This is a genomic window from Xanthomonas campestris pv. badrii (assembly GCF_012848175.1).
In the GTDB taxonomy this organism is placed as follows: Bacteria; Pseudomonadota; Gammaproteobacteria; order Xanthomonadales; family Xanthomonadaceae; genus Xanthomonas; species Xanthomonas campestris_C.
Map to the genome: position 1 here is coordinate 1469946 of NZ_CP051651.1, position 22794 is coordinate 1492739.

The following is a 22794-nucleotide window of genomic DNA, read 5'->3' on the forward strand; positions in this document are numbered from 1 at the left end:
CTGAGAGCAGCGAACACACCTGGTGCGCTCACCGCCAGGCGGGCGCGGCCGGTGCCCGGTGCGGCATGCACCGCTCGTACACTCCGCTTCCGCCACGCCGTCCGCACCCATCTGAGGAGCGCTCGCGACGTTTTGGGTAGCGCTCTTGGGCTGCCGCGTGCGTGCCGCCCACGTGCGCAGTGCCGATCGAATCTGCGCAGATCGTCGCCTGGAACCGGCTGATGCAGCCACGCGGGATGCGCGTGCAAGGCTGCTGGATCAACGCTTCCGGCGCCCGGTGCCGTCATCGCGCAGCGCGCGCGTGGCTTTTTGCCTACCATATCGGCAGCAAACGGCGTGTCGTGTCTGATGAAACTTGGGGTGGGCGCCTGCGGTAGGGGCGAGAATGGGGGCGCCGGCCAGGCGTCGGCACGACGGCATAGGCAGTGGCGGCGCTGGCTCGGTGCCGGTGTGTGCGTGTTGCTGATGCTGTGCTCGCTCGCGGCGACCGCAGCGCCCGTCGGCACCGCGCCACTGCGCGATTACGCCATCGACAGCTGGAGTTCGCGCAACGGCCTGCCGCACAACTCGCTGCGCGACATCGCCCAGACGCCCGATGGCGCGCTGTGGTTCGCCACCTGGGAAGGGCTGGTGCGCTACAACGGCCTGGAATTCAGCGTGATCGACCGCAGCACCCGACCCGGACTGCCCGACAACGGCGTGGGCGCACTGTACGTGGATCGCGATGGCGCGCTATGGCTCAGCGATGCGCGCGGCAATCTGGTGCGCCGGAGCGCCGATGGGCAATGGCGGCACTGGCAGCGTCGCGGGCAGTGGCCGCAGGCGCTGATCCACGCGATGACCATGGATGCTGAAGGCCGCATGTGGCTGCTGTTCGAGGGGCATGGGCTGGGCTGCCTGTGGCCGGATGGGCGCTTTGACTATTTTCCGCCGCGCGATGGTGTGCCGCTGCAGAGCAGCTTTCCGCGCATGCTGTTCGACGACCGCGGCCGGCTGCTGATCGGCACGCTGGACGGGATGATCTATCGCGAGCCGGACGGGCGCATGCACCGCGCGCCGGCGGCCTTCGGCTTGCCGCCCGGCCTCGCCTGGCCGTACCGCGCCCCGGACGGCACCGTGTGGGTGGTGGCGGGTGAGGGGTTGTACCGGTTGCACGATGAACGCGCCGAATTGGAGCATCGGGTGCCGGGGCAGGGCCACTTCACCGCGATGCTGCAGGATCGCCATGGCGATCTGTGGCTGGGCAGCGAAAACCAGGGTCTGCTACGCATCGGCAGCCATGGCGTGGAGTATCTGCCTGCTGGCCGCAGCCTGCCCACCGGGCGCATCGTCAGCCTGCGCGAGGATGCCGAAGGCAGCATCTGGGTGGGCGCCAACGGCGGCCTGTTCCGTCTGCGCGAGACCTTGTTCAGCAGCTACAGCCAGCGCGACGGCCTGAGCGGCGACTACGCCCGCGCGGTGCTGGAAGACCGCGATGGCAGTCTGTGGATCGCCGGCACCGCGGGCCTGGACCGCATGTTGCCGGATGGCCGGATCGTCCAGGTACCGGTAGCCACGCCATCGGGGCGCCGGCTGTCGGTGCTCAGCCTGGCGCTGGATCGGCGCGGCGATCTGTGGGTGGGCACCTACGCCGACGGCGTCTTCGTGCTGCGTAACGGACAACTGTTGCAGCACTTCGGTGAGGCGCAAGGCATTCCCAGTGGTCATATCCGTGCCATTGCAATCGACGCGCAGGACGCGGTGTGGCTGGCCAGCCAACGCGGCGTGGTGAAGCTGGTGGATGGCAAACGCATGCCGCTGGCGATCGCCGGCATGCCCGATGGCGTGATCACTGCGCTGGCCAGTGTCGATGGCGCGTTGTGGATCGGCTCGGTCGACGGGGCGGCGGTGTTGCGCGATGGCAGGTTGCAGCAACTGGATCTGGAACGCCTGGGCGGCGCGCGCAGCGTGTTCGGTTTCCAGGCGGTCGGCGACGCGGTCTGGATCTCCACCGATCGCGGCCTGTACCGCGTGCGTGGCGGCACGCTGGCGCGCGTTGGCCTGGAGCAGGGCATGCCGGTGGACACGGTATTCCAGCTCATCGACGACCGCCTGGGCAATGCCTGGATCAGCAGCAACCGGGGCGTGTTGCGCACCGAGTTCGCCGCGCTCGATGCGGTTGCCGACGGACGCGGCACGCTTGCCATCGAACGCTATGGCGAGATCGACGGCATGGGCAATGCGCAGGCCAACGGTAGTTCCGGTCCGAGCATGATCGAGCGTGCGGACGGGTCGGTGTGGGTGGTCACCGCCGGTGGCGTGAGCATGGTCGATCCCGCGCGGCTGCAGCGGTTTCGCGAACGGCGCCCGCCGCCGGCAGTGATCGAAAGCGTGCAGCAGGATGGCCGCCCGCTCGCCTGGCGGCAGCAGGCCCAGTTGCCCGGTGGCGACCGGCTCAACATCTCCTATGCGGGCATGAGTTTTCTGCTGTCCGAGCGCATCGAGTACCGCACCCGCCTGGATGGGCTGGACAACGTGTGGATCGAACGCGGCCGCCAACGCAGCGTGGAATTCATCGGCCTGCCGCCGGGGCATTACACCTTGCGGGTGACCGCGCGCCACCCGGGCGGGGCATGGAGCCGGCAGGAAGCGCGCTGGACCTTCGACGTGCTGCCGCTGTGGTGGCAGCGTCAGGACGTGCGGTTTGCCGCCGTGCTGGGCGCGCTGTTTGCGCTCGCCCTGTTGTATCGGGTGCTGCTGCATCGCTACAAGACCCATAGCGACCGCCTGGCAGAGCTGGTCCGCAAGCGCACGCATGACCTGCAGCAGCAGGCGCAACGCCTGCTGCAGGCCAATCAGGAAAAAAGCGAATTGCTGACCCGGCTGCGTATCAAGTCCGATGTGTTCGAACGCCAGGCGCACGAGGACGCACTGACCGGGTTGCCGAACCGCCGCCACTTCGATGAAGCACTGGCGCGCGATCTCAGCCGCGCCCGCCGCAGCGGCAGGCCGCTGGTGCTGGCGATCCTGGACATCGACCATTTCAAGCGCATCAACGACCGCTATTCGCATGCCAGCGGCGATGCGGTGCTGCACGAGGTCGGTGCGTTGCTCACCGCAGCCGCACGCGCCTCGGATCTACCCGCCCGCCTGGGCGGCGAAGAGTTCGCCCTGCTGCTGGCCGACACCACCCTGGCCGACGCACGGGCGTTGTGCCTGCGCATTCGCGCACTTTTCCACGCGCGAAACGACTGGGGCGGCGTGGAAGGTCTGCAGGTGACCTTCAGCGCCGGCATCGCCGAACTGCGCGACGACGACACCGGCTCATCGCTGATGCAGCGCGCCGATCACGCGTTGTACGAGGCCAAGAGCGCGGGGCGCGACCGGATCAGCGGGGCTTAGAAGCTGGGAATAGGGAATGGAGAGTAGGGAATCGGGAATCGTAAAGCGGGCGGCGTCGGCGTCTTACCGTTCGGGAGGAACCATTACGCCTTGCAAGAATGATGTGCCTTATCCGATTGCCAGGGCATGGCCTCACGCATACGCGAGGCCATGCACCAAGCATTTGCTACGCCAGCCTCAGCAGGACAAGCGTGCAGCAGGCAGCTGCACGCTCTTGCCATTCCCCATTCCCCATTCCCGCCTAAACCGGCCCCGGCCAGGCATTGGCGATCGTGCAGAACAGCCGTGCGGTCTGCTCGGTGTCGTAGACCGCGCTGTGCGCGTCTGCCGTGTTCCAATCCAGGCCGGCGGCCTGCGCAGCGCGCGCCAGTACCGTCTGCCCGTAGGCGACGCCGGCCAGGGTGACCGTATCGAACACGCTGAAGGGGTGGAACGGGTTGCGCTTGTGTCCCACACGCGCCACTGCCGCGTTGAGGAAGTTCAGATCGAAATGCGCGTTGTGGCCGACCAGGATCGCGCGTTGGCAGCCGTATTTCTTCACCGCCGCGCGCACCGGCGCGAATACGTGGTCCAGCGCATCTTTTTCCTGCTTGGCGAAGCGGAACGGGTGATCGAGCACGATGCCGGTGATCTCCAGCGACTTCGGGTCGATCTCCAGTCCGGGGGCCGGCACCAGATGCGCGCTGGCGGTCTGGCCGGGGAAGAATCGCCCCTGGTCATCCATCTCGATCGGCACGCAGGCGATCTCCAGCAGCGCATGCCTGTTCCAGTCGAAGCCGCCGGTCTCCACATCGACCACCACCGGCAGATAACCGCGGAAACGCCGTGACATCGGCAGGAAGGGAGGGGCAGGCTGTGGGTCGACCGGTTCGTTCATCCGCATAGCCTAACAGGTCGCACCGCGGGCCTGACTGGCTCATCGTCGGCCGTCTCCGCCTTGGCGTTCGGCACGTCCAGCCGGTGGATTGCGGCCTTGCGTCGGCAGGCACGTGCGCGCGGTGGGCGCGGCGAACAGGGCGTGCGCGGTCAGCGAGTGGGGACCTCCGTGGTGCCGGACTCGTCGCCCGTAGGGGCGACGCGCAGCGCGATCGAAAAAAGAAGGCCCGACCCAAGTGCCTGCGGGTCGGGCCACTCTAACGACGCTGTGAGCGACAGGCGGCGATCGGCGGGGCAGGCGCTCGCGCGACGGCGCTAGCCGGGCGTGCCGTGCGCGCGCCTGTCCAGCGGCTCAGATCACGCCGGTGGTGCTGGTGTCGTCGCGCTTGACGCGCGGCGGCAGCGGCTGTTCGCCATGCACCAGGAACCACACGTTCTCGGCGATGTTGGTGGCGTGGTCGCCGATGCGTTCCAGGTTCTTGGCCATGAACAGCAGATGCGTGCACGGGGTGATGTTGCGCGGGTCTTCCATCATGTAGGTGAGCAGCTCGCGGAACAGCGCGGTGTACTGCGCGTCCAGGCGTGCGTCTTCGTCGCGCACACGGATCGCGGCGTTGGCGTCCTTGTCGCGATACGCCTGCACCGCTTCGCGCACGGCATCGGCCGCCATCTGGCCGAGCGCGCGCAGGCCCACCGTCTGCGGCAGCGGCGGCGCGGCGTTGAGCGCGATCGAGCGCTTGGCCACGTTCGCGGCGTAGTCGCCGATGCGCTCGATATCGGCCGGAATCCGCAGGCCGGCCAGGATTTCGCGCAGGTCGCGTGCCATCGGCCCGCGCAGCGCCAGACGCATCACGTCATGGCTGATCGCGTGCTCCAGCGCGTCGATCGCTTCGTCGTTGACCACGATGCGGTGCGCGGCGTTGTCGTCGCGGCGCTCGACCACGTCCAGCGCCGCTTCCAGCTGCGCCACCGCCGTGTCGCCCATGCGCACGATCTCGGCAACCAGACGGTGCTGCTCCTCGTCATAGCTTTTGACGATATGGTCGTTGAGGTGCTGGTTCATCGTGGTCTCGCTCGTGGCAATGGTGGATGTCCGCCGTAACCTCGGCGACAGGGCAGACGGTGCAAATGTCGTGCCGGGTGGTGCGGCGCAAGTGCGTCGATGCGGCGTTGCGCTGGAACGCCTTGCATCAACCGAACCGGCCGGTGATGTAGTCCTCGGTCTGCTGCTTGGAGGGCTGGGAGAAAATGGTCTCGGTGCGGTCGTGTTCGATCAGGTCGCCCAGGTACATGAAGGCGGTGTAGTCGGACACGCGCGCGGCCTGCTGCATGTTGTGGGTCACGATCACGATGGTGTAGTCGCGCTTGAGCTCTTCCACCAGCTGCTCGATCCGGCTGGTGGAAATCGGGTCCAGTGCCGAGGTCGGTTCGTCCAGCAGCAGCACGTCCGGCCGCAGGGCCACCGCACGTGCAATGCACAGGCGCTGCTGCTGGCCACCGGACAGGCCCAGCGCGCTTTGCCCCAGCTTGTCCTTGACCTCGTCCCACAGCGCGCCCTGGCGCAGCGCCTGCTCGACGCGGTTCTGCATGTCGGCCTTGGAGAGTTTTTCGTGGTGGCGGATGCCGTAGGCCACGTTCTCGAAGATCGTCATCGGAAACGGCACCGGCTTCTGGAACACCATGCCGACCTTGCTGCGCAGGCGGTTCATCGGGTACTTCGGCGACAGGATGTTCTCGCCGTCCAGCAGCACCTCGCCGCGTGCTTCCATCTTCGGATACAGCGCATAGATGCGGTTGAAGATGCGCAGCAGGGTCGACTTGCCACAACCGGAAGGTCCGATCAGCGCGGTGACGCGCTTTTCCGGGATCTCCAGGTTGATGCCTTTCAGCGCGTGGTACTTGTCGTAGTAGAAGTCCAGATTGCGTGCGGCCACCTTCACCGGCGCCTGCGCCGTCGGCGCCCCCTTGGCGGCCGGAACAGCGATGCGATGCATCGGCTTGGCGTTTTGGAGATCGTTCATGTCAGGTGTCCGGAAGGAAAGGTCAGTCATTGGAAATCTTGTTGCGCAAGAGCAGCGCACGCGCACCCAGGCTCACCAGCAACACGAACACGGTCAGCACCAGCGCGCCGGCCCAGGCCAGCGTCTGCCAGGATTCGTACGGGCTGCCGGCGAACTGGTTCATGATCACCGGGACGCTGGCCATCGGCTGGAAGATGTTGCTGTTCCAGTACTGATTGCCGAACGCGGTGAACAGCAGCGGCGCGGTTTCGCCGCTGATGCGCGCCAGCGCCAGCAGCACGCCGGTGACGATGCCGGCCGAGGCGCTGCGGTACAGCACCTGCACGGTCACCTTCCACTGCGGAATGCCCAGCGACAACGCCGCTTCGCGCATCTGCGCCGGCACCAGCCGCAGCATCTCGTCGGTGGTACGCACCACCACCGGCAGCACGATGAAGGCCAGCGACAGCGCGCCGGCGAATGCCGAGAAGCGCCCGCCGGTCTGCATCACGTACAAGGTGTAGACGAACAGGCCCAGCACGATCGATGGCGCCGACAACAGGATGTCGTTGACGAAGCGCACCACGATGCCGGCCTTGCGCGCATTGCCGTATTCGGCCAGCCAGGTGCCGGCGGCCACGCCCAGCGGGGTGCCGATCGCCAGCGCCAGTCCGCACATCACCGCGCTACCGAAGAAGGCATTGAGCAAGCCACCTTCCTGCATCGGCGGCGGGGTCATCTTGGTAAACAGGTCGAGATCGATACCGGGCACGCCCTTGGACACCAGCGTCCACAGGATCCAGGCCAGGAAGAACAGCCCGAACAGGGCAGTGATGCACGACAACAGCAGCGCCACCGCATTGGTGATGCGGCGCCGGTTGTACAGCGATTGCGACACCGAGGCAGCGGACATCAGTTGCCCTCCCGGCGCGAGAGCTGCATCAGCATGAAGCGCGCGATGGCCAGCACGATGAAGGTCACGATGAACAGCACGAAGCCCAGCAGCAACAGGGCCGAACGATAGGTCTCGGTGGCCTCGCCGAAGTCATTGGCGATCAATGCCGCAATGGTGGTGCCCGGCTCCAGCAGCGACGGCGACAGCCGTACCGTGTTGCCGACCACAAATGCAACTGCCATGGTTTCTCCCAGCGCACGCCCCAGGCCCAGGAAGACGCCGCCGATCACCGCCGAGCGGGTATACGGCAGCACGATGTCCCAGCTCACTTCCCATTTGGTCGAGCCCAGCGCGTACGCAGATTCCTTCAGGCGCGTGGGCACGGTCAGGAACACTTCGCGCATCACCGAGGAAATGAAGGGAATCACCATGATCGCCAGCACGAAGCCGGCCGTCAGCAGGCCGATGCCCAACGGCGGGCCCCGAAACAACGGGCCGATCAGCGGCAGCGTGCCGAGATGGTCGTTCAGCCAGGGCGTCACGTGCTCGGTCATCACCGGCACCAGCACGAACAGGCCCCACATGCCGTAGATGATCGACGGGATGCCGGCCAGCAGTTCGATGGCGGTGCCCACCGGGCCACGCAGCCAGCGCGGCGCCACCTCGGTCAGGAAGAAGGCGATCCCGAAGCTCACCGGCACCGCGATCACCATCGCGATCAGGGCCGTGACCAGGGTGCCGTAGATCGGCGCCAGCGCGCCGTACTTGTTTTCCACCGGGTTCCAGTCGGCGGAATAGAAAAAGCTCAGGCCCTGCATCTGCAGCGCATGGCGTCCGCCCCACAGCATCGACAGTGCCGCGCTGCCGAGCGCCAACAGCACGAACACGACAGTGGCGGCCAGCGCAAGCTTGAACAGGCGATCGGCGCGCGCATCGCGCAGGTCGCGGCCGCGGGGTGCGGTCATCGCTTCGGGGAGTGCGGTGGCATTCATTCGATTGGACTCGTCACCCGCGCGGTGGCGGGAGCGTGAGACATCAGGAACGGCGAGGGGCCCTCATCGGGCACCTCGCCGCCGCGCAACCCGCCCTGCAGGCGGGATGCAGGCATTACTTGAACTCGCTGCCCCAGTAGGCTTCGATCTGCTTCACCAGCTCCGGCGGCAGCGGCACGTAATGCAGCTCGCTGGCCTGGGCCTGGCCGTTTTCCAGCGCCCACTTGAAGAAGTCCAGCGTCGCCTTGCTGCGGGCGGCGTCCTTGGCCTGCTTGTGCATCAGCATGAAGTTGGTGGCGGTGATCGGCCAGGCCTTCTCGCCCGGTGCATTGGTGATCACCAGGTTGAAATCCTTGGCGTTGGCCCAGTCGGCGCTGGCGGCCGCAGCGGCGAAGCTGTCGGCATTCGGCTCGACCCACTGGCCGGCCGCGTTCTGCAGCGAGGTGTAGGGCATTTTGTTCTGCAGCGCGTAGGCCAGTTCGACATAGCCGATCGAGCCCTTGATCTGCTGCACGTACGAGGCGACGCCTTCGTTGCCCTTGCCGCCCACGCCGCCCGGCCACTGCACGGAGGTGCCTTCGCCGACCTTGCTCTTCCACTCCGGGCTGACCTTGGACAGGTAGTTGGAGAAATTGAAGGTGGTGCCCGAACCATCCGAGCGATGCACCAGGTTGATCTTGGTGGCCGGCAAGGTGACGCCCGGGTTGGCCGCGACAATGGCCGCGTCGTTCCACATGGTGACCTTGCCCAGGAAGATGTCGCCCAGCAATGCGCCGGTCAGGCGCAGCTTGCCCGGTGCCATGCCTTCCAGATTGACCACCGGCACCACACCACCGATCGCCGACGGGAACTGGCCCAGGCCGGCCTGCTGCAATTCGGCGCTATCGAGCGGCTTGTCGGTCGAACCGAAATCCACCGTGCCGGCCTTGATCTGCGCAATGCCGCCGCCGGAACCGATCGACTGGTAGTTCACCTTGTTACCGGTGGCGGCGTTGTAGTCGGCCGACCACTTGGACACCAGCGGGTAAATGAACGAAGCGCCGGCACCGGAGATCTCGGCGCCCTTGCTGTCGCTGGCCGTGGCGCCGGCGCTGGGGGCGCCCTTGGCGGCGTCGCCGGACTGCGCGTCCTTGCCGGGCGAGCACGCAGCCAGGGCAAGGGCGATGGTGAGGGACAGGGCGGTCAGGCTGGCCGACTGCAATTTCATGGAAGCTCCGAGGCTGGATTGGCTGGATTGGCCGGGTGTCCGGCAGACCACGCTATGAAATGATGTTTTTGTTACACGTGCATGACAGTGCCTTCTGGCGAAGGCATCACAAAAAAAGACGCGGACCACGGAGGGCATCGCACCCTCCGGGATCCGCGTCCCGGTCCCGACGCCGGGGAGAGAGACGGCGTCGTTCCTGTACGTTGTCAATCCGGGCCGCGGGCAACGGCAGCCCCGGGGTCCCAAGCGCCATCCGGTGCCGGCATGGCCATGTCGCGTGAACCGGAGTGTCCGGGTCGATGGACGACTGGTGACCAGCCGCCCATCGCGCCCGCCGTGCTGGCCTGATCAACGCGGCAGGTTCTTGGCCCAGTAGGCCTCGATCTGCGTCACCAGGCTGTCCGGCAGCGGCACGTAGTCCAGTTGCTTGGCCTGCGCATCGCCCTTGGTATAGACCCAGCGGAAGAAGTCCAGCGTGTTCTTGAGGCCGGCCGGGTTCTTGGGCTTCTTCTGCACCAGGATGAAATTGGTGGCGGTGATCGGCCAGGCGTTGTCGCCTGCCGCGTTGGTCATCACCAGATAGAAGTCCTTGGCCGTGCCCCAGTCGGCGCTGTTGGCCGCCGCGGCGAAGGTTTCATCGGACGGCTGCACGAACTTGCCGGCCGCATTCTTCATCGCGGTGTAGGCCATCTTGTTCTGCAGCGCGTACGACAGCTCGACGTAGCCGATGCCACCCTTGATCTGCTTGACGTAGGCAGCGACGCCCTCGTTGCCCTTGCCGCCGATGCCGGTCGGCCACTGCACGGCAGTGCCTTCGCCGACCTTGCTCTTCCAGTCCGGATTGACCTTGGACAGGTAGTTGGTGAAGTTGAAGCTGGTGCCCGAGCCGTCGGAGCGATGCACCACGGTGATCTTGCCTTCGGGGAGCTTCATGCCGGGGTTGAGCGCGGCAATTGCCGGATCGTTCCAGGTGCTGACCTTGCCCAGGAAGATGTCGCCCAGGGTCTTGCCATCGAGCTTGAGCGCGCCGGCGGCGATGCCGGGCACGTTGACCACCGGCACCACGCCGCCGATCACCGACGGAAACTGCGCCAGCCCGGCAGCGGACAGTTCTTCCGGCTTCAACGGGGCATCGGAAGAGCCGAAGTCCACGCTGGCCGCCTTGATCTGAGCAATGCCGCCGCCCGAACCGATCGATTGGTAATTGACCTGCTTCTTGGTGGCGGTGTTGTAGTCGGCCGACCACTTGGACATCACCGGGTAGATGAACGACGCACCGGCGCCAGTGACATCGGCGGCCTGGGCACACAGTGCCAGCGAGGCGGCAAGCACGCCCACGGCCAGACGGGTCTTGAAGGAATGGATCACGGAACAGCTCCAGTAGGGTTGAGGTCAGGACGTCCCGCAGGCCTGCCATTGCAGGGCAGGGGCATGACCGCGCGGTGTCGAGGAGATGACAGTGCAGTGACGCGCAGGCGCAGGCGCCTGCTGGATCGAGCGCGGCGCGGATGGGGACGGGGATGCTCAGCGAGCACCTCCGACAGCCGGCGCAGCGGATGGCTTACCAATAGAATTGCGCGCGTGCTTCGATGATCGACGGGTTGTCGTCGACCAGGCCACGGGTGGCGCTGTTGTAGCGCGTGCTTTCCACCTTGGCGTAGTCCAGTGCGAACTTGAAGTTAGAACGCCAGTACCAGTTGGCGCCGACCGTCCACACATTCATCTTGCCGCCCAGCACGCCATCGACGAACGGCGTGGTGCCGTTGGAGACCAGGTGGCCGTCGTTGAGGTCCAGGGTGTCGTAGCGCACTGCGAGCTGCCACATGCCCGAGGCCGGCTCGTTGGGCAGCGGAGTGGTCGGCACGCCGGCCTTGTAGCCCCAGGTCTCGCCGGTGATGTTCCAGACGCCGCTGACGTACCAGCCGTCACTCTTATAGTCACGCGCGTTGGCGCCGATGCGGTTGGCGTTTTCCTGGAAGTACTCGCCCTGCAGCTTGAACGGGCCGGTGATCCACATCGCCTCGGCACCGGCCACGCCCACGTCGTCGACATTGGTGATGGCGCCGCTGTCGATCAGGCGGATGGTGGTCAGGTCGGCATCCGGGCGGGCACGCAGGCGCAGGGTATCGTCGTCGGTGTCGTAGGCCAGGTAGCTGAGGCCGAAGTGCAGCACGTTGCCGGTCTCGTTGATCGGCGCCCAGGTGCCGCGCGCGCCGTAGCCGCTGCCGTGTGCCTGGTTACGGGTCAGTTCGCGGCCGAACGCACTGGCGGTCAGGCTCCAGTTGTTGTCGCCCATGCCGTAGGCCACGCCCAGACGGCGCGAGATGCCGTAGGTATTGGTCACCGACGCCTTGGAAACGAAGTCGTTGTTCTTGGTGCTGGACAGTTCTTCCAGGCTGTTGGGCTGCTTGAACTGGCCGATCTGCAGGTAGTTGTTGGCGTTGCCGCCAAACTTGTACTTGATGTTGTTGTCCAGGAACCGCCCGGTGCTGCGGATGGTGGTGCCGCGGATGGTGACGTCCTTCAACACGCTCGGGTCGTAGCCGGCCACCCATTCGACGTTGCCCGGACCCTTGCCCTTGAGCACCAGCTCGGCGCGGCGGATGCTGAATTCGGAGTTGTCGCCATTGGCACCGATCGGGCCGTTGAGGTCCTGCACATCGTTGTGGAACCAGTTGCCGTCGGCCTGGACCAGGCCTTCCAGCGAGATCTCGGAACCGCCGATCACATCGATGGCGATTTCGGCATGCGCTGCCGGAGCGGCAAGCGCCAGCAACAGCGCGGAACCAAGCAGGGTAGGAGCGAGTTTCATAGATGCCTTGCGACCTGAGAAAGTGGGCGCAGGCTATGGCGTGAAAGTTGCGTTAATGTGACAAGGCGACAAAAACGTCACAATTGATTTTTGCCAATAAAGACAAGAGTTTACGTTCGTTTCAACTGTGTCAATGTGTGTCAAAAATCTGAACACCAACGGTTTGTGACAGCGCTGCAATCAGCCCGATAGCGGCTGTTCTGAGGGCTGCGTCACTGGCGACCTGAACCGCAACCTTTCCAGTTTGAACATATGTGTCAGTTTGTGCGACGCACCACTTGCGCACGCCGCGGCTAAATTGTTAGTTTCGAGGCCATGTTTCCTCGATTCCTCCAACTGTTGCTGGTTTGCCTGCTCGCGCTCAGCGCGTGGTCGGTAGCCAGTGCACACACGCGCATCCAGGATGCGCTGGTGGGCGACGGTCTGGCGGTCACGGTGGATGCTGGCGAAGAACGCGATGCAGCAGAAGATCCGCAGGACGATGGTGATACCCAGAGCCAAGTCGATACCCAGCCTGCAGACGATATCCCCTTGCTCTCCCAAGCATGGCCGATGCTGGCGCGGTATTCCCCTTCTTGGCACGCGCATCACGCGCCGGCAAATCAGAAACGCGACCTGATCCCGCAACTGCGTCCTCCAAACGCGTTGATCGGCTGATCCCCGCTGTCGCTGCACCCGGTGCTCTGCGCGCCGGATTTTCTCTTTTGTTTTCTTTTGCGACCTGCGGTTTGCGCCGCGGGTAGCCATCCGTTGCCTAGAAGGAATCTCCCATGGAAAGTTTGCTCGAAGGTTTTCGCCATTTCCGCAAGGAAGTCTATCCACAGCAGAGTGCGCGCTTTCAGGAACTGGCCGGCGGCCAGAGCCCGCATACCCTGTTCATCACCTGCGCCGACTCGCGCGTCATGCCGGAGCTGATCTTCTCCGCGCAGCCCGGCGAACTCTTCGTATATCGCAATATCGGCAACGTGGTGCCGCCTTACTCCCAGCATGTCAGCGGCGTGGTGGCAGCAATCGAATACGCCATCGCGGTACTCGGCGTGCGTCACATCGTGATCTGCGGCCACACCGACTGCGGCGCGATGAAGGCCGTGCTCAAGCCGGAATCGCTGGAAGACGTGCCCTCGGTGGCGGCGTGGCTCAAGCACACCGATGCGGCGCGCCATGTCACCGCCCACCATGGGCATGACCCGCACAGCCCGGACGCGCTGAGCTGCATGACCGAAGAGAACGTGGTCTCGCAGTTGGACCACCTGCGCACGCAACCGGTGGTGGCAGCGCGTCTGGCCGCCGGTACCCTGCGGATCCACGGCTGGATCTACGATATCGCCCACGGCGATATCCGCGCCTTCGATGCCGAGAAGGGTGGTTTCCGTCCATTGTTGGCGGACCACACTCCTGAAGCCACCCCGCGCCCGCGACTGCAGCAAGTCGTGCGCGCCGAACTCGCCTGACGGAGTCGATCATGAGCACATCAGGTATCGGCGGATACTTCCGTCAGGGACTGTTCGGGCGCGATTTGTTGTCGTCGGTCGTGGTCTTCCTGGTCGCATTGCCTGTAATGACCCACCGGTTTCTGCACAGGTCAGGTGGTTAATGTAGCGGCATAGGCTTGGTCAGGCGTCATCATGTTCAGTGCCTGATGCGGGCGCTGCCGGTTGTAGAACCCAATCCAGTCGCTGATGACGCGCAAGGCGTGGGCCAGGCTCTCGAACCGGTGCCGATGGACGCACTGTTCCTTGAGCGTGCGTATGACGCGCTCGACCATCCCGTTCTGCTGGGGACAGTGTGGCGTGATGAACTCCTGCTTCATGCCGTAGCCAGCGACCAGGCGGGTGTAGTCGCGGCTGGTGAAGACCAGGCCATTGTCCGAGCGCAGCAGGAACGGCTCCTTGACCTTGCCCAGCGTGCCGAAGCGGGTGATCAGTGCTTGCTCCAAGGCCGCCACGGCGGTGCTGGCCCTGCCCGTGCGCGAGAGCTGCCAGCCCAGCAATTGCCGGGTATGGCAATCGATCACCAGGGCCAGGCTCAGCCAGCCGTCCTTACCGCCCCAGATCCGACACAGGTCGGTGGCCCAGCGTTGGTTCGGTGCGCTGGCCACCGAGGGCAAGGCCTCGATCCGCGGTCGCTTGCCCACGGCCCGCTTGCGCACCTGCCAGCCCTTGATCTGAAAGATCCGCTGCACCGTGTTCTTGTTCATCCGCAGTAGCCCAGCCACCGTCCGATACCCGAACGACGGCTCGGCCTCGATCATGGCCTTGATCGGTTCGGCCAGCTCTGGCTTCACCTTCGGCGCTGCCTTGCGCGGCGTGTAGTACACGCTGCGCCGTGGTACACCGAACCAGCGGCACAGCTTGACCATCGAGACGTCGAACCCGTCCTCCTTCAGGCCCTGCTGGATCGAGGCCATCAGCTCTCGTCCTTGCCCAGCAGGGCTGCCAATTTTTTTCGGGCACGCAGTTCCAGCATGGCTTCGCCGTAGGCTTCCTGCAGCTCCTTGAGCTGGCGTTCGTACTGCTCGCGCACGTCTTCGGGCTTGGCCCGCAGCGCGTTCTCCAGGCCGCGCTTACCTTCCTCGACCCAGCCTTCGATCTCATTGGGCGTCAGGTCGAACTGCCGGCTGGCCAAGGCCACCGTCGTCTTCCCCTGGATGATCTCCAGCACCAGCGCCGACTTGCGCCGGGCCGTCCAGCGCTTGATCTGTTCTTCGTCCATTACTGCACTCATCGATGTCTCCTCTGAAGGCTAACACCTGAGCAGATTTTCAGTGGGTCATTACATGCCCTTGTGCATGGGTATCGCGATCGCCTCCGGCATGCCGCCAGCCGCAGGCTTGATCACCGGCATCATCGGTGGTCTGGTCGTCGGCTTTCTGGCGGGCTCTCCTCTGCAGGTGAGTGGGCCGGCCGCCGGCCTGGCTGTGTTGGTCTTCGAACTGGTTCGCGAGCACGGCGCCGCCGCGCTCGGGCCGGTGATCCTGGTGGCTGGTGCGATCCAGCTGATTGCCGGTCTGTGCCGGGCAGGCGTGTGGTTCCGGATGACATCGCCGGCCGTGGTGGCCGGCATGTTGTCGGGCATTGGCATCCTGATCGTCGCATCGCAGGCGCATGTGCTGATGGACGCCGCGCCCAAGGCGCGTGGTCTGGAGAACTTCGCCGCATTGCCTGCCGTGTTGTGGCAGGCGATCAGCGCAGGCACCGGCCGCACCGCATTGTTCGTGGGTCTGGCCACGATCGGCATCATCCTGGCATGGGAGAAGCTGCGTCCGCAGCGTCTGCGCTTCCTGCCCGGTGCCTTGATCGCAGTGGTTGCAGTGACCGCGACGGCGCAGCTGCAGGGCCTGGACGTCAATCGCGTCGACGTGCCAAGCAACCTGTTCTCCGCGATCAGCATCCCGAGCTTCTCCGACATCTTTGGGGTGTTCAACCACACCCTGCTGGTCTCGGCAGTGACCTTTGCCTTCATCGCTAGTGCCGAGACCTTGCTCTCGGCGGCAGCGGTGGATCGCATGCACCAGGGCGCTCGCACGCAGTACGACCGTGAGCTGGCGGCGCAGGGCGTGGGCAATATGCTGTGCGGCTTCCTGGGTGCGTTGCCGATGACCGGCGTGATCGTGCGCAGTGCGGCCAATGTGCAGGCCGGTGCGGCAACGCGTGCGTCGACCATCCTGCACGGCAGCTGGCTGCTGGTGTTCGCGATGTTGCTGCCGTGGTTGCTGCGGATGACGCCGGTGGCGTGTCTGGCCGGCATCCTGGTCTACACGGGCGTGAAGATGATCAAGATCGGGCAGGTCAAAGAGCTGGCGACCTACGGTCGTGGAACGGCTGCGATCTACCTGGCCACCACCTTTGCGATCGTGGCGACCGACCTGCTGACCGGCGTGCTGATCGGCTTCGGTCTGTCGCTGTTCCGCCTGGCGCTGCATTCCTCGCGTCTGAAGGTCGAAGTGCGCGAGCACGCCGACAAGAAGGACGAGATGCATCTGACCCTGCAGGGCTCGGCCACCTTCCTGAAGGTGCCGGCGATGGCGCGTACGCTGGAAAGCGTGCCACCCAACACTGCGCTGCATCTGGATGTGGCCAAGCTGCACCACGTAGACCATGCCTGCATCGAGTTGCTGCGCGACTGGAGCCGCAATGCGGCATCGCGTGGCTGCGAACTGGTGGTGGACTGGAAGGAGCTGGACCGGCGCGTGGAGGGCAAGCGCACCGTGGAAAGCGCGCCGTTGGTGGAATCACGCAAGGCGGCGTAACCTTGGTTGTCGTCCCGGCGTTCGCGCCGGGAACACTGCTGTCGTGACCGGATGATGCATGGCGCCGCAAGACGCATCATCCGGTCGCGATTTTTTTTGGGGCCGGGATTGGGGAGTCGGGATTGGGGATTCGCAACGGCATCGGTTCGCGCGGCTGACATGATTGTTGGTGTCGGCTGCAGGTTGCTCGTTGCGTGGCCCCTGGTCAGTTCTTTGGTGTTGTCGGCCGTTCGGTAGGTGCGGGGGTCTTGTCGCGGTAGCGGCACAGGTCGTGGATCACGCAGCCCGGGCAATCCGGTCTGCGGGCCTTGCAGACATAGCGGCCGTGCAGGATCAGCCAGTGATGGGCGTCATGCAGGAATTCTGCGGGAATGACCTTGACCAGCGTGTCCTCCACCGCACGCACGTCCTTGCCGGGTGCAAGGCCGGTGCGGTTGGCGACCCGGAAGATATGCGTATCCACTGCCATGGTCGGTTCGCCGAAGGCAGTGTTCAGTACCACGTTGGCGGTCTTGCGGCCGACCCCGGGTAATGCCTCGAGCGCTGCACGATCGTGCGGCACCTCGCCGCCGTAGTGCTCCAGCAGGATGCGGCAGGTGGCGATGACGTTCTTGGCCTTGGCGTTGAACAGGCCGATGGTGGAGATATAACGCTTCAGGCCTTCTTCGCCCAGGTCCAGGATGTCGCGCGGGGTATTGGCCACCGGATACAGCTTGCGGGTGGCCTTGTTGACGCCGACATCGGTGGCCTGCGCCGAGAGCAGTACGGCGATCAGCAGCTCGAACGGCGTGGTGTATTCCAGCTCGGTGGTGGGATGCGGATCGAGTTCGCGCAGCCGCACGAACATTTCCTGGATCTCGGGTTTGCGCATGGTGCCGCCGCGGCGTGGCGCAGCGGCGGAGCGAACGGTGTTCAAGACTGCGCGCCTCCGGCGGCCTTGGCCTTGGCGCGCGCCAGGATGGCGGCAGCCAACGGCGGCAATGCGGGCGCAGCCGCCTGGCTGGGCGCCGGGGCAGGCGCACGTCGCGCCTCTCGCTCGGCGGCGCGGCGTTGCAGGCGTGCTGCGCGTGCGCGGTAGCGTTCGCGTGCGGCCCAGGCAGTGCGCAGGCGCTGTTGCGCGGCAAGCAGCGCGGCGACGACGTCGGCTGGCGTGGCGTCCGCACCGTCCTGTTGCGACGTCGGCTGGTAGTCCATCAGTCCGAGTGCAAGCGCACGATCGAGATCGTCCGCCTGCACGCAGTCGAACAGTTGCAGTGGCAACGCGGGTGTGGCTTGCGTGGAGTCGGGCAGCATGATGCGTCAGCGATTGCGGAACTGGGCGGGGCGCTTGTCGAGAAAGGCGCCGGTGCCCTCGCGCATGTCCTCGCTGGCGAACAACAGCGCAAATTCCGCGGTTTCCAGCTGCAATCCCTCTTCCAGCCCGCATTCGCCACCGAAGACCACCGCGTCCAGGATGCCGCGTACCGCCAGCGGCGCCGAGTCCGCCAGACGCTGCGCCACGGCCAGGGTTTCTTGCTGCAGGGCATCCGGTTCGACCACGCGATTGACCAGGCCCAGCTGCAGGGCACGGGCCGCATCGATGGGCTGGCCGAGCAGGCACAGCTCCAGCGCGGCGGCACGTCCGGTCAGGCGCAGCAGGCGCTGCGTGCCGCCGAAGCCGGGGATCAGGCCAAGATTGATTTCCGGCTGGCCCAGTCGTGCGGTGCTCGCGGCGATGCGCAGGTGGCAGGCCATGGCCAGTTCCAGCCCGCCGCCGAGCGCGAATCCGTTGACCATCGCAATGACCGGCTTGGGCATGCGCTCGATCCGACGCATCAGCTGCTGCCCCACCAGCGAGAAGTCGCGGCCCTGGATCGCTGACAGCCCACTCATTTCGGCGATGTCCGCACCGGCCACGAAGGACTTGGGCCCGGCGCCGGTAAGGATCACCACGCGCACCTCGTCGGCCTTGGCCGCCTCGGCGAAGGCCTGGTCCAGTGCCAGCATGGTGTCGCGATTCAAGGCGTTCAGTTTGTCCGGTCGGTTGACCGTAATGGTCCGGACACTGGCGTGATCGGCGATCAGAATGACGTGGTTGGACATCGAAAACCCTTGTGAACGTAAAAAAATAGTAAATGCGGAACTTCCGAAAGCCTTGCTGGTCATAGCTTTCGTGATAGGTAGCGGTTCGCTACCGCGGCCGCTATCCTAGCGCGTCATCTCAGGCGGCAGACCCGTCCTGTGCCACCACCCTGGAGAATTGTTTGATGAAGTTGCGTTCTATCGCGGTCGCTGTGGCGGCCCTGGCCCTGACGGGCAATGCACTGGCCCAGGACACGACGTCCGAAAAGGGCAAGTTGAGCTATTACTTCGGTTACGACTACGGCAACAATCTTGCCGAACTCACCGGTCGCGGCGAGCAGCTCGACATCAACTCGGTGGTCAAGGGTCTGCAGGACGCCTATGCCAAGAAGCAACCGGCGATCACGGCCGACCAGTTGAAGCCGGCGGTCGAAGCGTTCCAGAAGCGTGAGCAGGGCCGTGCCCAGCAGGCCAAGGCCGAGTACGACAAGGCCGCTGCGGCCAACAAGACCAAGAGCGAGGCGTTCCTGGCCAAGAACAAGAGTACCGCTGGCGTGCAGACCTTGCCGAGCGGCGTGCAGTACCGCGTGATCGAAGCCGGCAAGGGCGCCAAGCCGACCCAGGCCAGCACCGTGCAGCTGGAAGTGGCCGGTCCGTTCCCCTTCGGCGACCGTGAGAAGGCGCGTCCGGCGCAGCAGATTCCGGCCATCAAGGTCAGCGAAGTCGAAATGAAGGCCATGCGCGAGACGCTGCTGCAGATGCCGGCCGGCTCCAAGTGGGAAGTGACGTTGCCGTCGGATCAGGCCTATGGCGCCGACCCGCGTACGCCGTTCCCGCCGAACGTGGCCGTGCAGTTCGAGATCAAGCTGGTCAGCGTCAAGTAATCGCGTTTGTTGGTGCAGTGACAACGCCGGCCACCAGGCCGGCGTTGTCGTTTTGGATCGGCAGACGGGCGCGAGCAGAGCGATGGGAAAACCGCACCAGGGTCGCAGGAGCGAACGATGAGCGACACCGTTTCGGCCGGTGCGCAGCTGGCCAGCCCGTGTATCGGTGTATGTTCGTTGGACGCGCAGTCGCACTGCGTCGGCTGCCTGCGCAGCCTGGATGAAATTGCACGCTGGATGAGCATGAGCGAGGCCGAACGCCAGGAGTTGTTGCACACCGTCTTGCCGGCGCGCGCGCTGCTCGCTGCGCTGCCCGAATATGCGCGGTTGCGGCGGGCGGTGTATCCACTGGACACCGCACCCGACGGGCCGGGCTGGAACCATGCCGAGCTGATCGATCTGAGCGAAGGCGGTGCCTGCGCCGAAGCGGCGGTGCTGTGCGGCCTGGTGCCGCGCGAACAGGGCACCACGGTGCTGCTGACCCGGCGCACCGAGAGCCTGCGCCATCATGCCGGGCAGGTCAGCTTTCCGGGCGGGCGCATGGAGCCGTCCGATGCGGACGCGGCGGCGGCAGCCTTGCGCGAGAGTTGCGAGGAAATCGCGCTGGGCGCGGGGCAGGTGCATGCGCTGGGCTATCTGGATCCGTTCCTGACCGTGAGCGGCTTCCGGGTGACACCGGTGGTGGCGGTGATCGACCCCGGTTTCGTGGCGGTGCCGCAGCCGGAGGAAGTGGCCGAGGTCTTCGAGGTGCCGCTGGCTTATTTGATGGACCCGGACAACCTGCGCAGCGTGGAGCTGGAGTTCCGCGGGCGGCCGCGCCGCGTGCTCGAATACGACTGGCCGGGGCAACGCATCTGGGGCGCCACGGCCGCCATTCTTCTCAATCTTCGTCGTCGCCTGGAGCAGGTTGCATGAGTGTCGATCCGAACTGGACCACGTTGGTGGACAGCGCCACGCTGGCGGGCGCCTTGTCGTATCCGCAGCTGCGCGTGCTGGACGCGCGCGCCGCGCCGCCGACCGCGCCGGACCCGGATGCGGCAGGCAAGGCCTACGCGCAGGGGCATCTGCCCGGTGCGCAGTACGTGGATCTGGAGCATGACCTGGCCGATCTGTCGCGGCCCGGGCAGGGGCGGCATCCGTTGCCGCACAGTGCCGATTTCGCCACTCGTCTGGGCGCATGGGGTATCGATCCGGAGAGCCAGGTGGTGGTCTACGACGCCGGCGATGGCAGCATGGCGGCCGCGCGCGCCTGGTGGATGCTGCGGCTGATGGGGCATCGCCGGGTGGCGGTGCTCGATGGCGGGCTGGCTGCCTGGCGCGGCGCAGGCCTGGCGGAGACCACCGAGCCGCCGGCAGTGCAGGCCGGTCCTGCGTATCCGGGGTGTTTCGATGCCGATGCGGTGGTGGAGGCCGAGCAGATCCAGGCCCGGCTGCAGCAGGCGCCGGGCTGGCTGCTGGATGCGCGGGCCGGCGAGCGTTTTCGCGGCGAAGTGGAGCCGATCGACCCGGTGGCCGGACACGTGCCCGGTGCGCTCAACCGCCCGCTGGGCCTGAGCCTGCGCGATGGCCGTTTCAAGCCGGCGCACGAGTTGCGTGCGGAGCTGTCCACGTTGCTGGGCACGTATCGGCCCGAGCAGGCGGTGGTGATGTGCGGATCCGGCGTGACTGCCTGCCATCTGTTGCTGGCGCTGGAAGTGGCCGGGCTGCCCGGTGCGCGCGTGTACGCCGGTTCCTGGAGTGGATGGCTGCAGGATCCGTCGCGTCCGGTCGCCACCGCTGCCTGATCAGGCACACTACGGGCAGGAATGGTGTCTGTGGGGACGCAGGCTCGCGGCGCGGAGCGCGATTTCTTGCAGGGTTGGGGTGACATGCGGTTGCATTCGCAGGCTGGCGTCGTGTGCGCCGCGGTAATGTCGATGGCGGCGTGCTCGGCGGGATCCACTGCCGGCACCGACGGTGTGCGGATAAGCGGCCGCCATGACACGGACGCGGTGCAGGTCCATCAAGTCGCACTGGAAGCCGCGCGCGCCCGGCGACTGGACCAGGTGCGCGCAGCCGATGGCTGGCTGAGCTACACCGGCTCCGGTCGCCTGCGCGCAGGACGTTACCGGGTCGGCAGCGATCCGCACGGCGATCTGGTGCTGCCGGCCGGGCCGGCGCAGCTGGGCGAGCTGAGCCTGGATGCCGAAGGACATGTGCGTTTCCGCGCTGCGGCCGGCGTGACGGTGCGCTTGAACGGGCAGCCGGTCGATGAGGTCAGTCTGGAGCCCGAACGCGCAGGCCGGCGTGGCGACCGGCTCGAGGTGCAGAACCGGCAGTTCTATCTGGTGCAGACCGGCACGTTGTTCGGCTGGCGCTTCCGCGACCCGGGCGCGGCGGCAATCAGCCGTTTTCAGGGTTTCGACTATTTCCCGACCGATCCGCACTGGCGCCTGCAGGCGCGCTGGCAGCCGTATGCCACGCCACGCAGCATCACCTTGCTGACATCGATCGGCACGCCGTTGACGGTGGAGGTCCCGGGTGAAGCCGTGTTCAAGCGCGATGGCCGGGAGTATCGCCTGCAGCCGATCACGCAGGACGACGGCAATGGATTGTTCTTCCTGTTTGCCGACCGCACCAGCGGCAAGGAAAGCTATGGCGGCGCGCGTTATCTGTTCACCGCGATGCCACGCGACGGGCAGCTGACCCTGGATTTCAATCTGGCCGAAAATCCGCCCTGCGCCATCACCCCGCATGTGGTCTGCCCGATCGCGCCGCCAAAAAATCGGTTGGACGTGGCGGTGAACGCGGGCGAAAAGACCTATCGCTCGCTGGACCCCTGACCGCTCCGGCGGTGCGCGCCGCGACCGGGCATGCGTTCAACGCAGCGCATGCGACCAGTCGACCGCCGCTTCGATGTGGGGCCACGGAAACAGGGGGCCAGGATCGAGCTTGCGCTGGATCTTGCGCGCCGGATCGTCGCTGGCCGCTTCCAGCGTGGTATCCAGTTCCTGGTGACCGGCGATGCGGCGCACCGCAGGCAGCTGTTGTTGCAGCCATTGCAACAGCGTGACAAGCGCTGCGATCTGCGCCTGCGGATACGGCTCGTGCATCAGCTGATGGCGCGAATCCAGCCAGTGCGGATACCGCCCGCTGTTGACCAGTTCGATCCCCAGCGTGTGCGGGTTGTGCCCACGCACGTGATGGGCGATGCGCTCGAGCGCGACGTACTGCTGGATGCTGCCATTGCGGTCGATGTAGTAATGGCCGCTGTTGCCGGTGCCGCTGTCGTAGAGCACGCGCTCGCCGTAGTCGCGCGCCATCGCCATGTCCGGCAATTCGGTGCAGTGGATGACCACCATGTCGATCTGGCCAAGCGCGCGGCGGGCCAGGCGCGATTCGTAGGGCAGCGGCGCGTAGGTGATCGGTGGCGACGGCAGGACGGCATCGGACATGGA

General features: G+C 65.9%; 22 protein-coding genes and 1 other RNA gene. 9 read left to right on the top strand and 14 right to left on the bottom strand.

Going from position 1 to position 22794, the window contains the following annotated elements; all coding sequences use genetic code 11:
* Positions 1-65 precede the first annotated feature (65 nt).
* A non-coding RNA gene (locus HG421_RS06215) (sX9 sRNA) lies at positions 66-142 on the top strand.
* A 206-nt stretch (positions 143-348) separates the two neighbouring features.
* Positions 349-3381, top strand: coding sequence for a ligand-binding sensor domain-containing diguanylate cyclase (locus HG421_RS06220; RefSeq protein ID WP_169705672.1), 3033 nt, complete (start codon positions 349-351; stop codon positions 3379-3381).
* Positions 3382-3622: 241 nt separating this feature from the next.
* Here the strand turns inward: HG421_RS06220 and rnt are convergent, their stop codons facing one another.
* From rnt to HG421_RS06260, 8 genes are all read right to left on the bottom strand, one after another.
* A complete protein-coding gene (gene rnt / locus HG421_RS06225; RefSeq protein WP_211161789.1) occupies positions 3623-4264 on the bottom strand; it encodes a ribonuclease T in 642 nt (213 codons plus the stop codon).
* A 345-nt stretch (positions 4265-4609) separates the two neighbouring features.
* Positions 4610-5320 carry a phosphate signaling complex protein PhoU gene (gene phoU, locus HG421_RS06230; RefSeq protein WP_104540581.1) on the bottom strand — a complete coding sequence of 237 codons (711 nt, stop codon included), beginning with the start codon at positions 5318-5320 and terminating at the stop codon, positions 4610-4612.
* Positions 5321-5447: 127 nt separating this feature from the next.
* Complete coding sequence (gene pstB / locus HG421_RS06235) at positions 5448-6278, bottom strand: phosphate ABC transporter ATP-binding protein PstB (RefSeq protein ID WP_064509259.1); 831 nt, start codon at positions 6276-6278, stop codon at positions 5448-5450.
* Positions 6279-6300: 22 nt separating this feature from the next.
* The gene (gene pstA / locus HG421_RS06240) at positions 6301-7170 is read right to left on the bottom strand and encodes a phosphate ABC transporter permease PstA (RefSeq protein WP_169705674.1); all 870 of its coding nucleotides are present in this window, start codon (positions 7168-7170) and stop codon (positions 6301-6303) included.
* Positions 7170-8144 (bottom strand): phosphate ABC transporter permease subunit PstC, encoded by a 975-nt coding sequence (gene pstC / locus HG421_RS06245; RefSeq protein WP_169705675.1) that lies wholly within the window; start codon positions 8142-8144, stop codon positions 7170-7172. The genes pstA and pstC overlap by 1 nt, the downstream gene beginning before the upstream one ends.
* 115 nt (positions 8145-8259) lie before the next feature.
* Entirely contained in the window at positions 8260-9351 is a 1092-nt protein-coding gene (pstS, locus tag HG421_RS06250) for a phosphate ABC transporter substrate-binding protein PstS (RefSeq protein ID WP_064509256.1), read from the bottom strand.
* 348 nt (positions 9352-9699) lie between these two features.
* Positions 9700-10719 (bottom strand): phosphate ABC transporter substrate-binding protein PstS, encoded by a 1020-nt coding sequence (pstS, locus tag HG421_RS06255; protein ID WP_169705676.1) that lies wholly within the window; start codon positions 10717-10719, stop codon positions 9700-9702.
* A gap of 193 nt (positions 10720-10912) precedes the next feature.
* A complete protein-coding gene (locus HG421_RS06260) occupies positions 10913-12163 on the bottom strand; it encodes an OprO/OprP family phosphate-selective porin (protein WP_169705677.1) in 1251 nt (416 codons plus the stop codon).
* 336 nt (positions 12164-12499) lie between these two features.
* On the opposite strand from HG421_RS06260, the gene HG421_RS06265 reads away from it, so the two are divergent.
* Positions 12500-12820, top strand: a complete 321-nt coding sequence (locus HG421_RS06265; protein WP_211161828.1) for a hypothetical protein — start codon at positions 12500-12502, stop codon at positions 12818-12820.
* Between the two features lie 113 nt (positions 12821-12933).
* Positions 12934-13614 carry a carbonic anhydrase gene (locus tag HG421_RS06270; RefSeq protein WP_169705679.1) on the top strand — a complete coding sequence of 227 codons (681 nt, stop codon included), beginning with the start codon at positions 12934-12936 and terminating at the stop codon, positions 13612-13614.
* 131 nt (positions 13615-13745) lie between these two features.
* Here HG421_RS06270 and HG421_RS06275 read toward each other — a convergent pair whose 3' ends face one another.
* Positions 13746-14570, bottom strand: coding sequence for an IS3 family transposase (locus HG421_RS06275; protein ID WP_168968454.1), 825 nt, complete (start codon positions 14568-14570; stop codon positions 13746-13748).
* Positions 14570-14887, bottom strand: a complete 318-nt coding sequence (locus HG421_RS06280; protein ID WP_169705294.1) for a DUF1153 domain-containing protein — start codon at positions 14885-14887, stop codon at positions 14570-14572. The genes HG421_RS06275 and HG421_RS06280 overlap by 1 nt, the downstream gene beginning before the upstream one ends.
* A gap of 52 nt (positions 14888-14939) precedes the next feature.
* On the opposite strand from HG421_RS06280, the gene HG421_RS06285 reads away from it, so the two are divergent.
* Entirely contained in the window at positions 14940-16412 is a 1473-nt protein-coding gene (locus tag HG421_RS06285) for a SulP family inorganic anion transporter (RefSeq protein ID WP_169705680.1), read from the top strand.
* A gap of 205 nt (positions 16413-16617) precedes the next feature.
* Here HG421_RS06285 and nth read toward each other — a convergent pair whose 3' ends face one another.
* Genes nth through HG421_RS06300 form a run of 3 tightly spaced genes read right to left on the bottom strand, consistent with a single transcriptional unit; the run spans position 16618 to position 18494 of the window.
* Positions 16618-17283 (bottom strand): endonuclease III, encoded by a 666-nt coding sequence (gene nth, locus HG421_RS06290; RefSeq protein ID WP_429001913.1) that lies wholly within the window; start codon positions 17281-17283, stop codon positions 16618-16620.
* Between the two features lie 41 nt (positions 17284-17324).
* On the bottom strand, positions 17325-17705 hold the full coding sequence (locus tag HG421_RS06295) for a hypothetical protein (protein ID WP_169705682.1): 381 nt from the start codon (positions 17703-17705) through the stop codon (positions 17325-17327).
* Between the two features lie 6 nt (positions 17706-17711).
* Entirely contained in the window at positions 17712-18494 is a 783-nt protein-coding gene (locus HG421_RS06300) for an enoyl-CoA hydratase/isomerase family protein (RefSeq protein ID WP_169705683.1), read from the bottom strand.
* 164 nt (positions 18495-18658) lie between these two features.
* Between HG421_RS06300 and HG421_RS06305 the strand changes: the two genes are divergently transcribed.
* From HG421_RS06305 to HG421_RS06320, 4 genes are all read left to right on the top strand, one after another.
* Positions 18659-19357, top strand: a complete 699-nt coding sequence (locus tag HG421_RS06305) for an FKBP-type peptidyl-prolyl cis-trans isomerase N-terminal domain-containing protein (RefSeq protein ID WP_169705684.1) — start codon at positions 18659-18661, stop codon at positions 19355-19357.
* Between the two features lie 117 nt (positions 19358-19474).
* Positions 19475-20272, top strand: coding sequence for a CoA pyrophosphatase (locus tag HG421_RS06310; RefSeq protein WP_169705685.1), 798 nt, complete (start codon positions 19475-19477; stop codon positions 20270-20272).
* Positions 20269-21141 (top strand): sulfurtransferase, encoded by an 873-nt coding sequence (locus HG421_RS06315; protein ID WP_169705686.1) that lies wholly within the window; start codon positions 20269-20271, stop codon positions 21139-21141. Before HG421_RS06310 ends, HG421_RS06315 begins: the two co-directional genes overlap by 4 nt.
* Positions 21142-21225: 84 nt before the next feature.
* A complete protein-coding gene (locus HG421_RS06320; RefSeq protein ID WP_169705687.1) occupies positions 21226-22179 on the top strand; it encodes a DUF1684 domain-containing protein in 954 nt (317 codons plus the stop codon).
* Between the two features lie 36 nt (positions 22180-22215).
* On the opposite strand, the gene HG421_RS06325 is transcribed toward HG421_RS06320, so the two are convergent.
* Complete coding sequence (locus HG421_RS06325) at positions 22216-22791, bottom strand: N-acetylmuramoyl-L-alanine amidase (RefSeq protein ID WP_169705688.1); 576 nt, start codon at positions 22789-22791, stop codon at positions 22216-22218.
* Positions 22792-22794 lie beyond the last annotated feature (3 nt).

Excerpts from the sequence above, each read along its gene's own strand:
- HG421_RS06220 (WP_169705672.1), top strand. The coding sequence starts at position 349 with ATGAAACTTGGGGTGGGCGCCTGCGGTAGGGGCGAGAATGGGGGCGCC.
- rnt (WP_211161789.1), bottom strand. The coding sequence starts at position 4,264 with ATGCGGATGAACGAACCGGTCGACCCACAGCCTGCCCCTCCCTTCCTG.
- phoU (WP_104540581.1), bottom strand. The coding sequence starts at position 5,320 with ATGAACCAGCACCTCAACGACCATATCGTCAAAAGCTATGACGAGGAG.
- pstB (WP_064509259.1), bottom strand. The coding sequence starts at position 6,278 with ATGAACGATCTCCAAAACGCCAAGCCGATGCATCGCATCGCTGTTCCG.
- pstA (WP_169705674.1), bottom strand. The coding sequence starts at position 7,170 with ATGTCCGCTGCCTCGGTGTCGCAATCGCTGTACAACCGGCGCCGCATC.
- pstC (WP_169705675.1), bottom strand. The coding sequence starts at position 8,144 with ATGAATGCCACCGCACTCCCCGAAGCGATGACCGCACCCCGCGGCCGC.
- pstS (WP_064509256.1), bottom strand. The coding sequence starts at position 9,351 with ATGAAATTGCAGTCGGCCAGCCTGACCGCCCTGTCCCTCACCATCGCC.
- HG421_RS06260 (WP_169705677.1), bottom strand. The coding sequence starts at position 12,163 with ATGAAACTCGCTCCTACCCTGCTTGGTTCCGCGCTGTTGCTGGCGCTT.
- HG421_RS06270 (WP_169705679.1), top strand. The coding sequence starts at position 12,934 with ATGGAAAGTTTGCTCGAAGGTTTTCGCCATTTCCGCAAGGAAGTCTAT.
- HG421_RS06275 (WP_168968454.1), bottom strand. The coding sequence starts at position 14,570 with ATGGCCTCGATCCAGCAGGGCCTGAAGGAGGACGGGTTCGACGTCTCG.
- HG421_RS06280 (WP_169705294.1), bottom strand. The coding sequence starts at position 14,887 with ATGAGTGCAGTAATGGACGAAGAACAGATCAAGCGCTGGACGGCCCGG.
- HG421_RS06285 (WP_169705680.1), top strand. The coding sequence starts at position 14,940 with ATGCCCTTGTGCATGGGTATCGCGATCGCCTCCGGCATGCCGCCAGCC.
- nth (WP_429001913.1), bottom strand. The coding sequence starts at position 17,283 with ATGCGCAAACCCGAGATCCAGGAAATGTTCGTGCGGCTGCGCGAACTC.
- HG421_RS06295 (WP_169705682.1), bottom strand. The coding sequence starts at position 17,705 with ATGCTGCCCGACTCCACGCAAGCCACACCCGCGTTGCCACTGCAACTG.
- HG421_RS06300 (WP_169705683.1), bottom strand. The coding sequence starts at position 18,494 with ATGTCCAACCACGTCATTCTGATCGCCGATCACGCCAGTGTCCGGACC.
- HG421_RS06305 (WP_169705684.1), top strand. The coding sequence starts at position 18,659 with ATGAAGTTGCGTTCTATCGCGGTCGCTGTGGCGGCCCTGGCCCTGACG.
- HG421_RS06310 (WP_169705685.1), top strand. The coding sequence starts at position 19,475 with ATGAGCGACACCGTTTCGGCCGGTGCGCAGCTGGCCAGCCCGTGTATC.
- HG421_RS06315 (WP_169705686.1), top strand. The coding sequence starts at position 20,269 with ATGAGTGTCGATCCGAACTGGACCACGTTGGTGGACAGCGCCACGCTG.
- HG421_RS06320 (WP_169705687.1), top strand. The coding sequence starts at position 21,226 with ATGCGGTTGCATTCGCAGGCTGGCGTCGTGTGCGCCGCGGTAATGTCG.
- HG421_RS06325 (WP_169705688.1), bottom strand. The coding sequence starts at position 22,791 with ATGTCCGATGCCGTCCTGCCGTCGCCACCGATCACCTACGCGCCGCTG.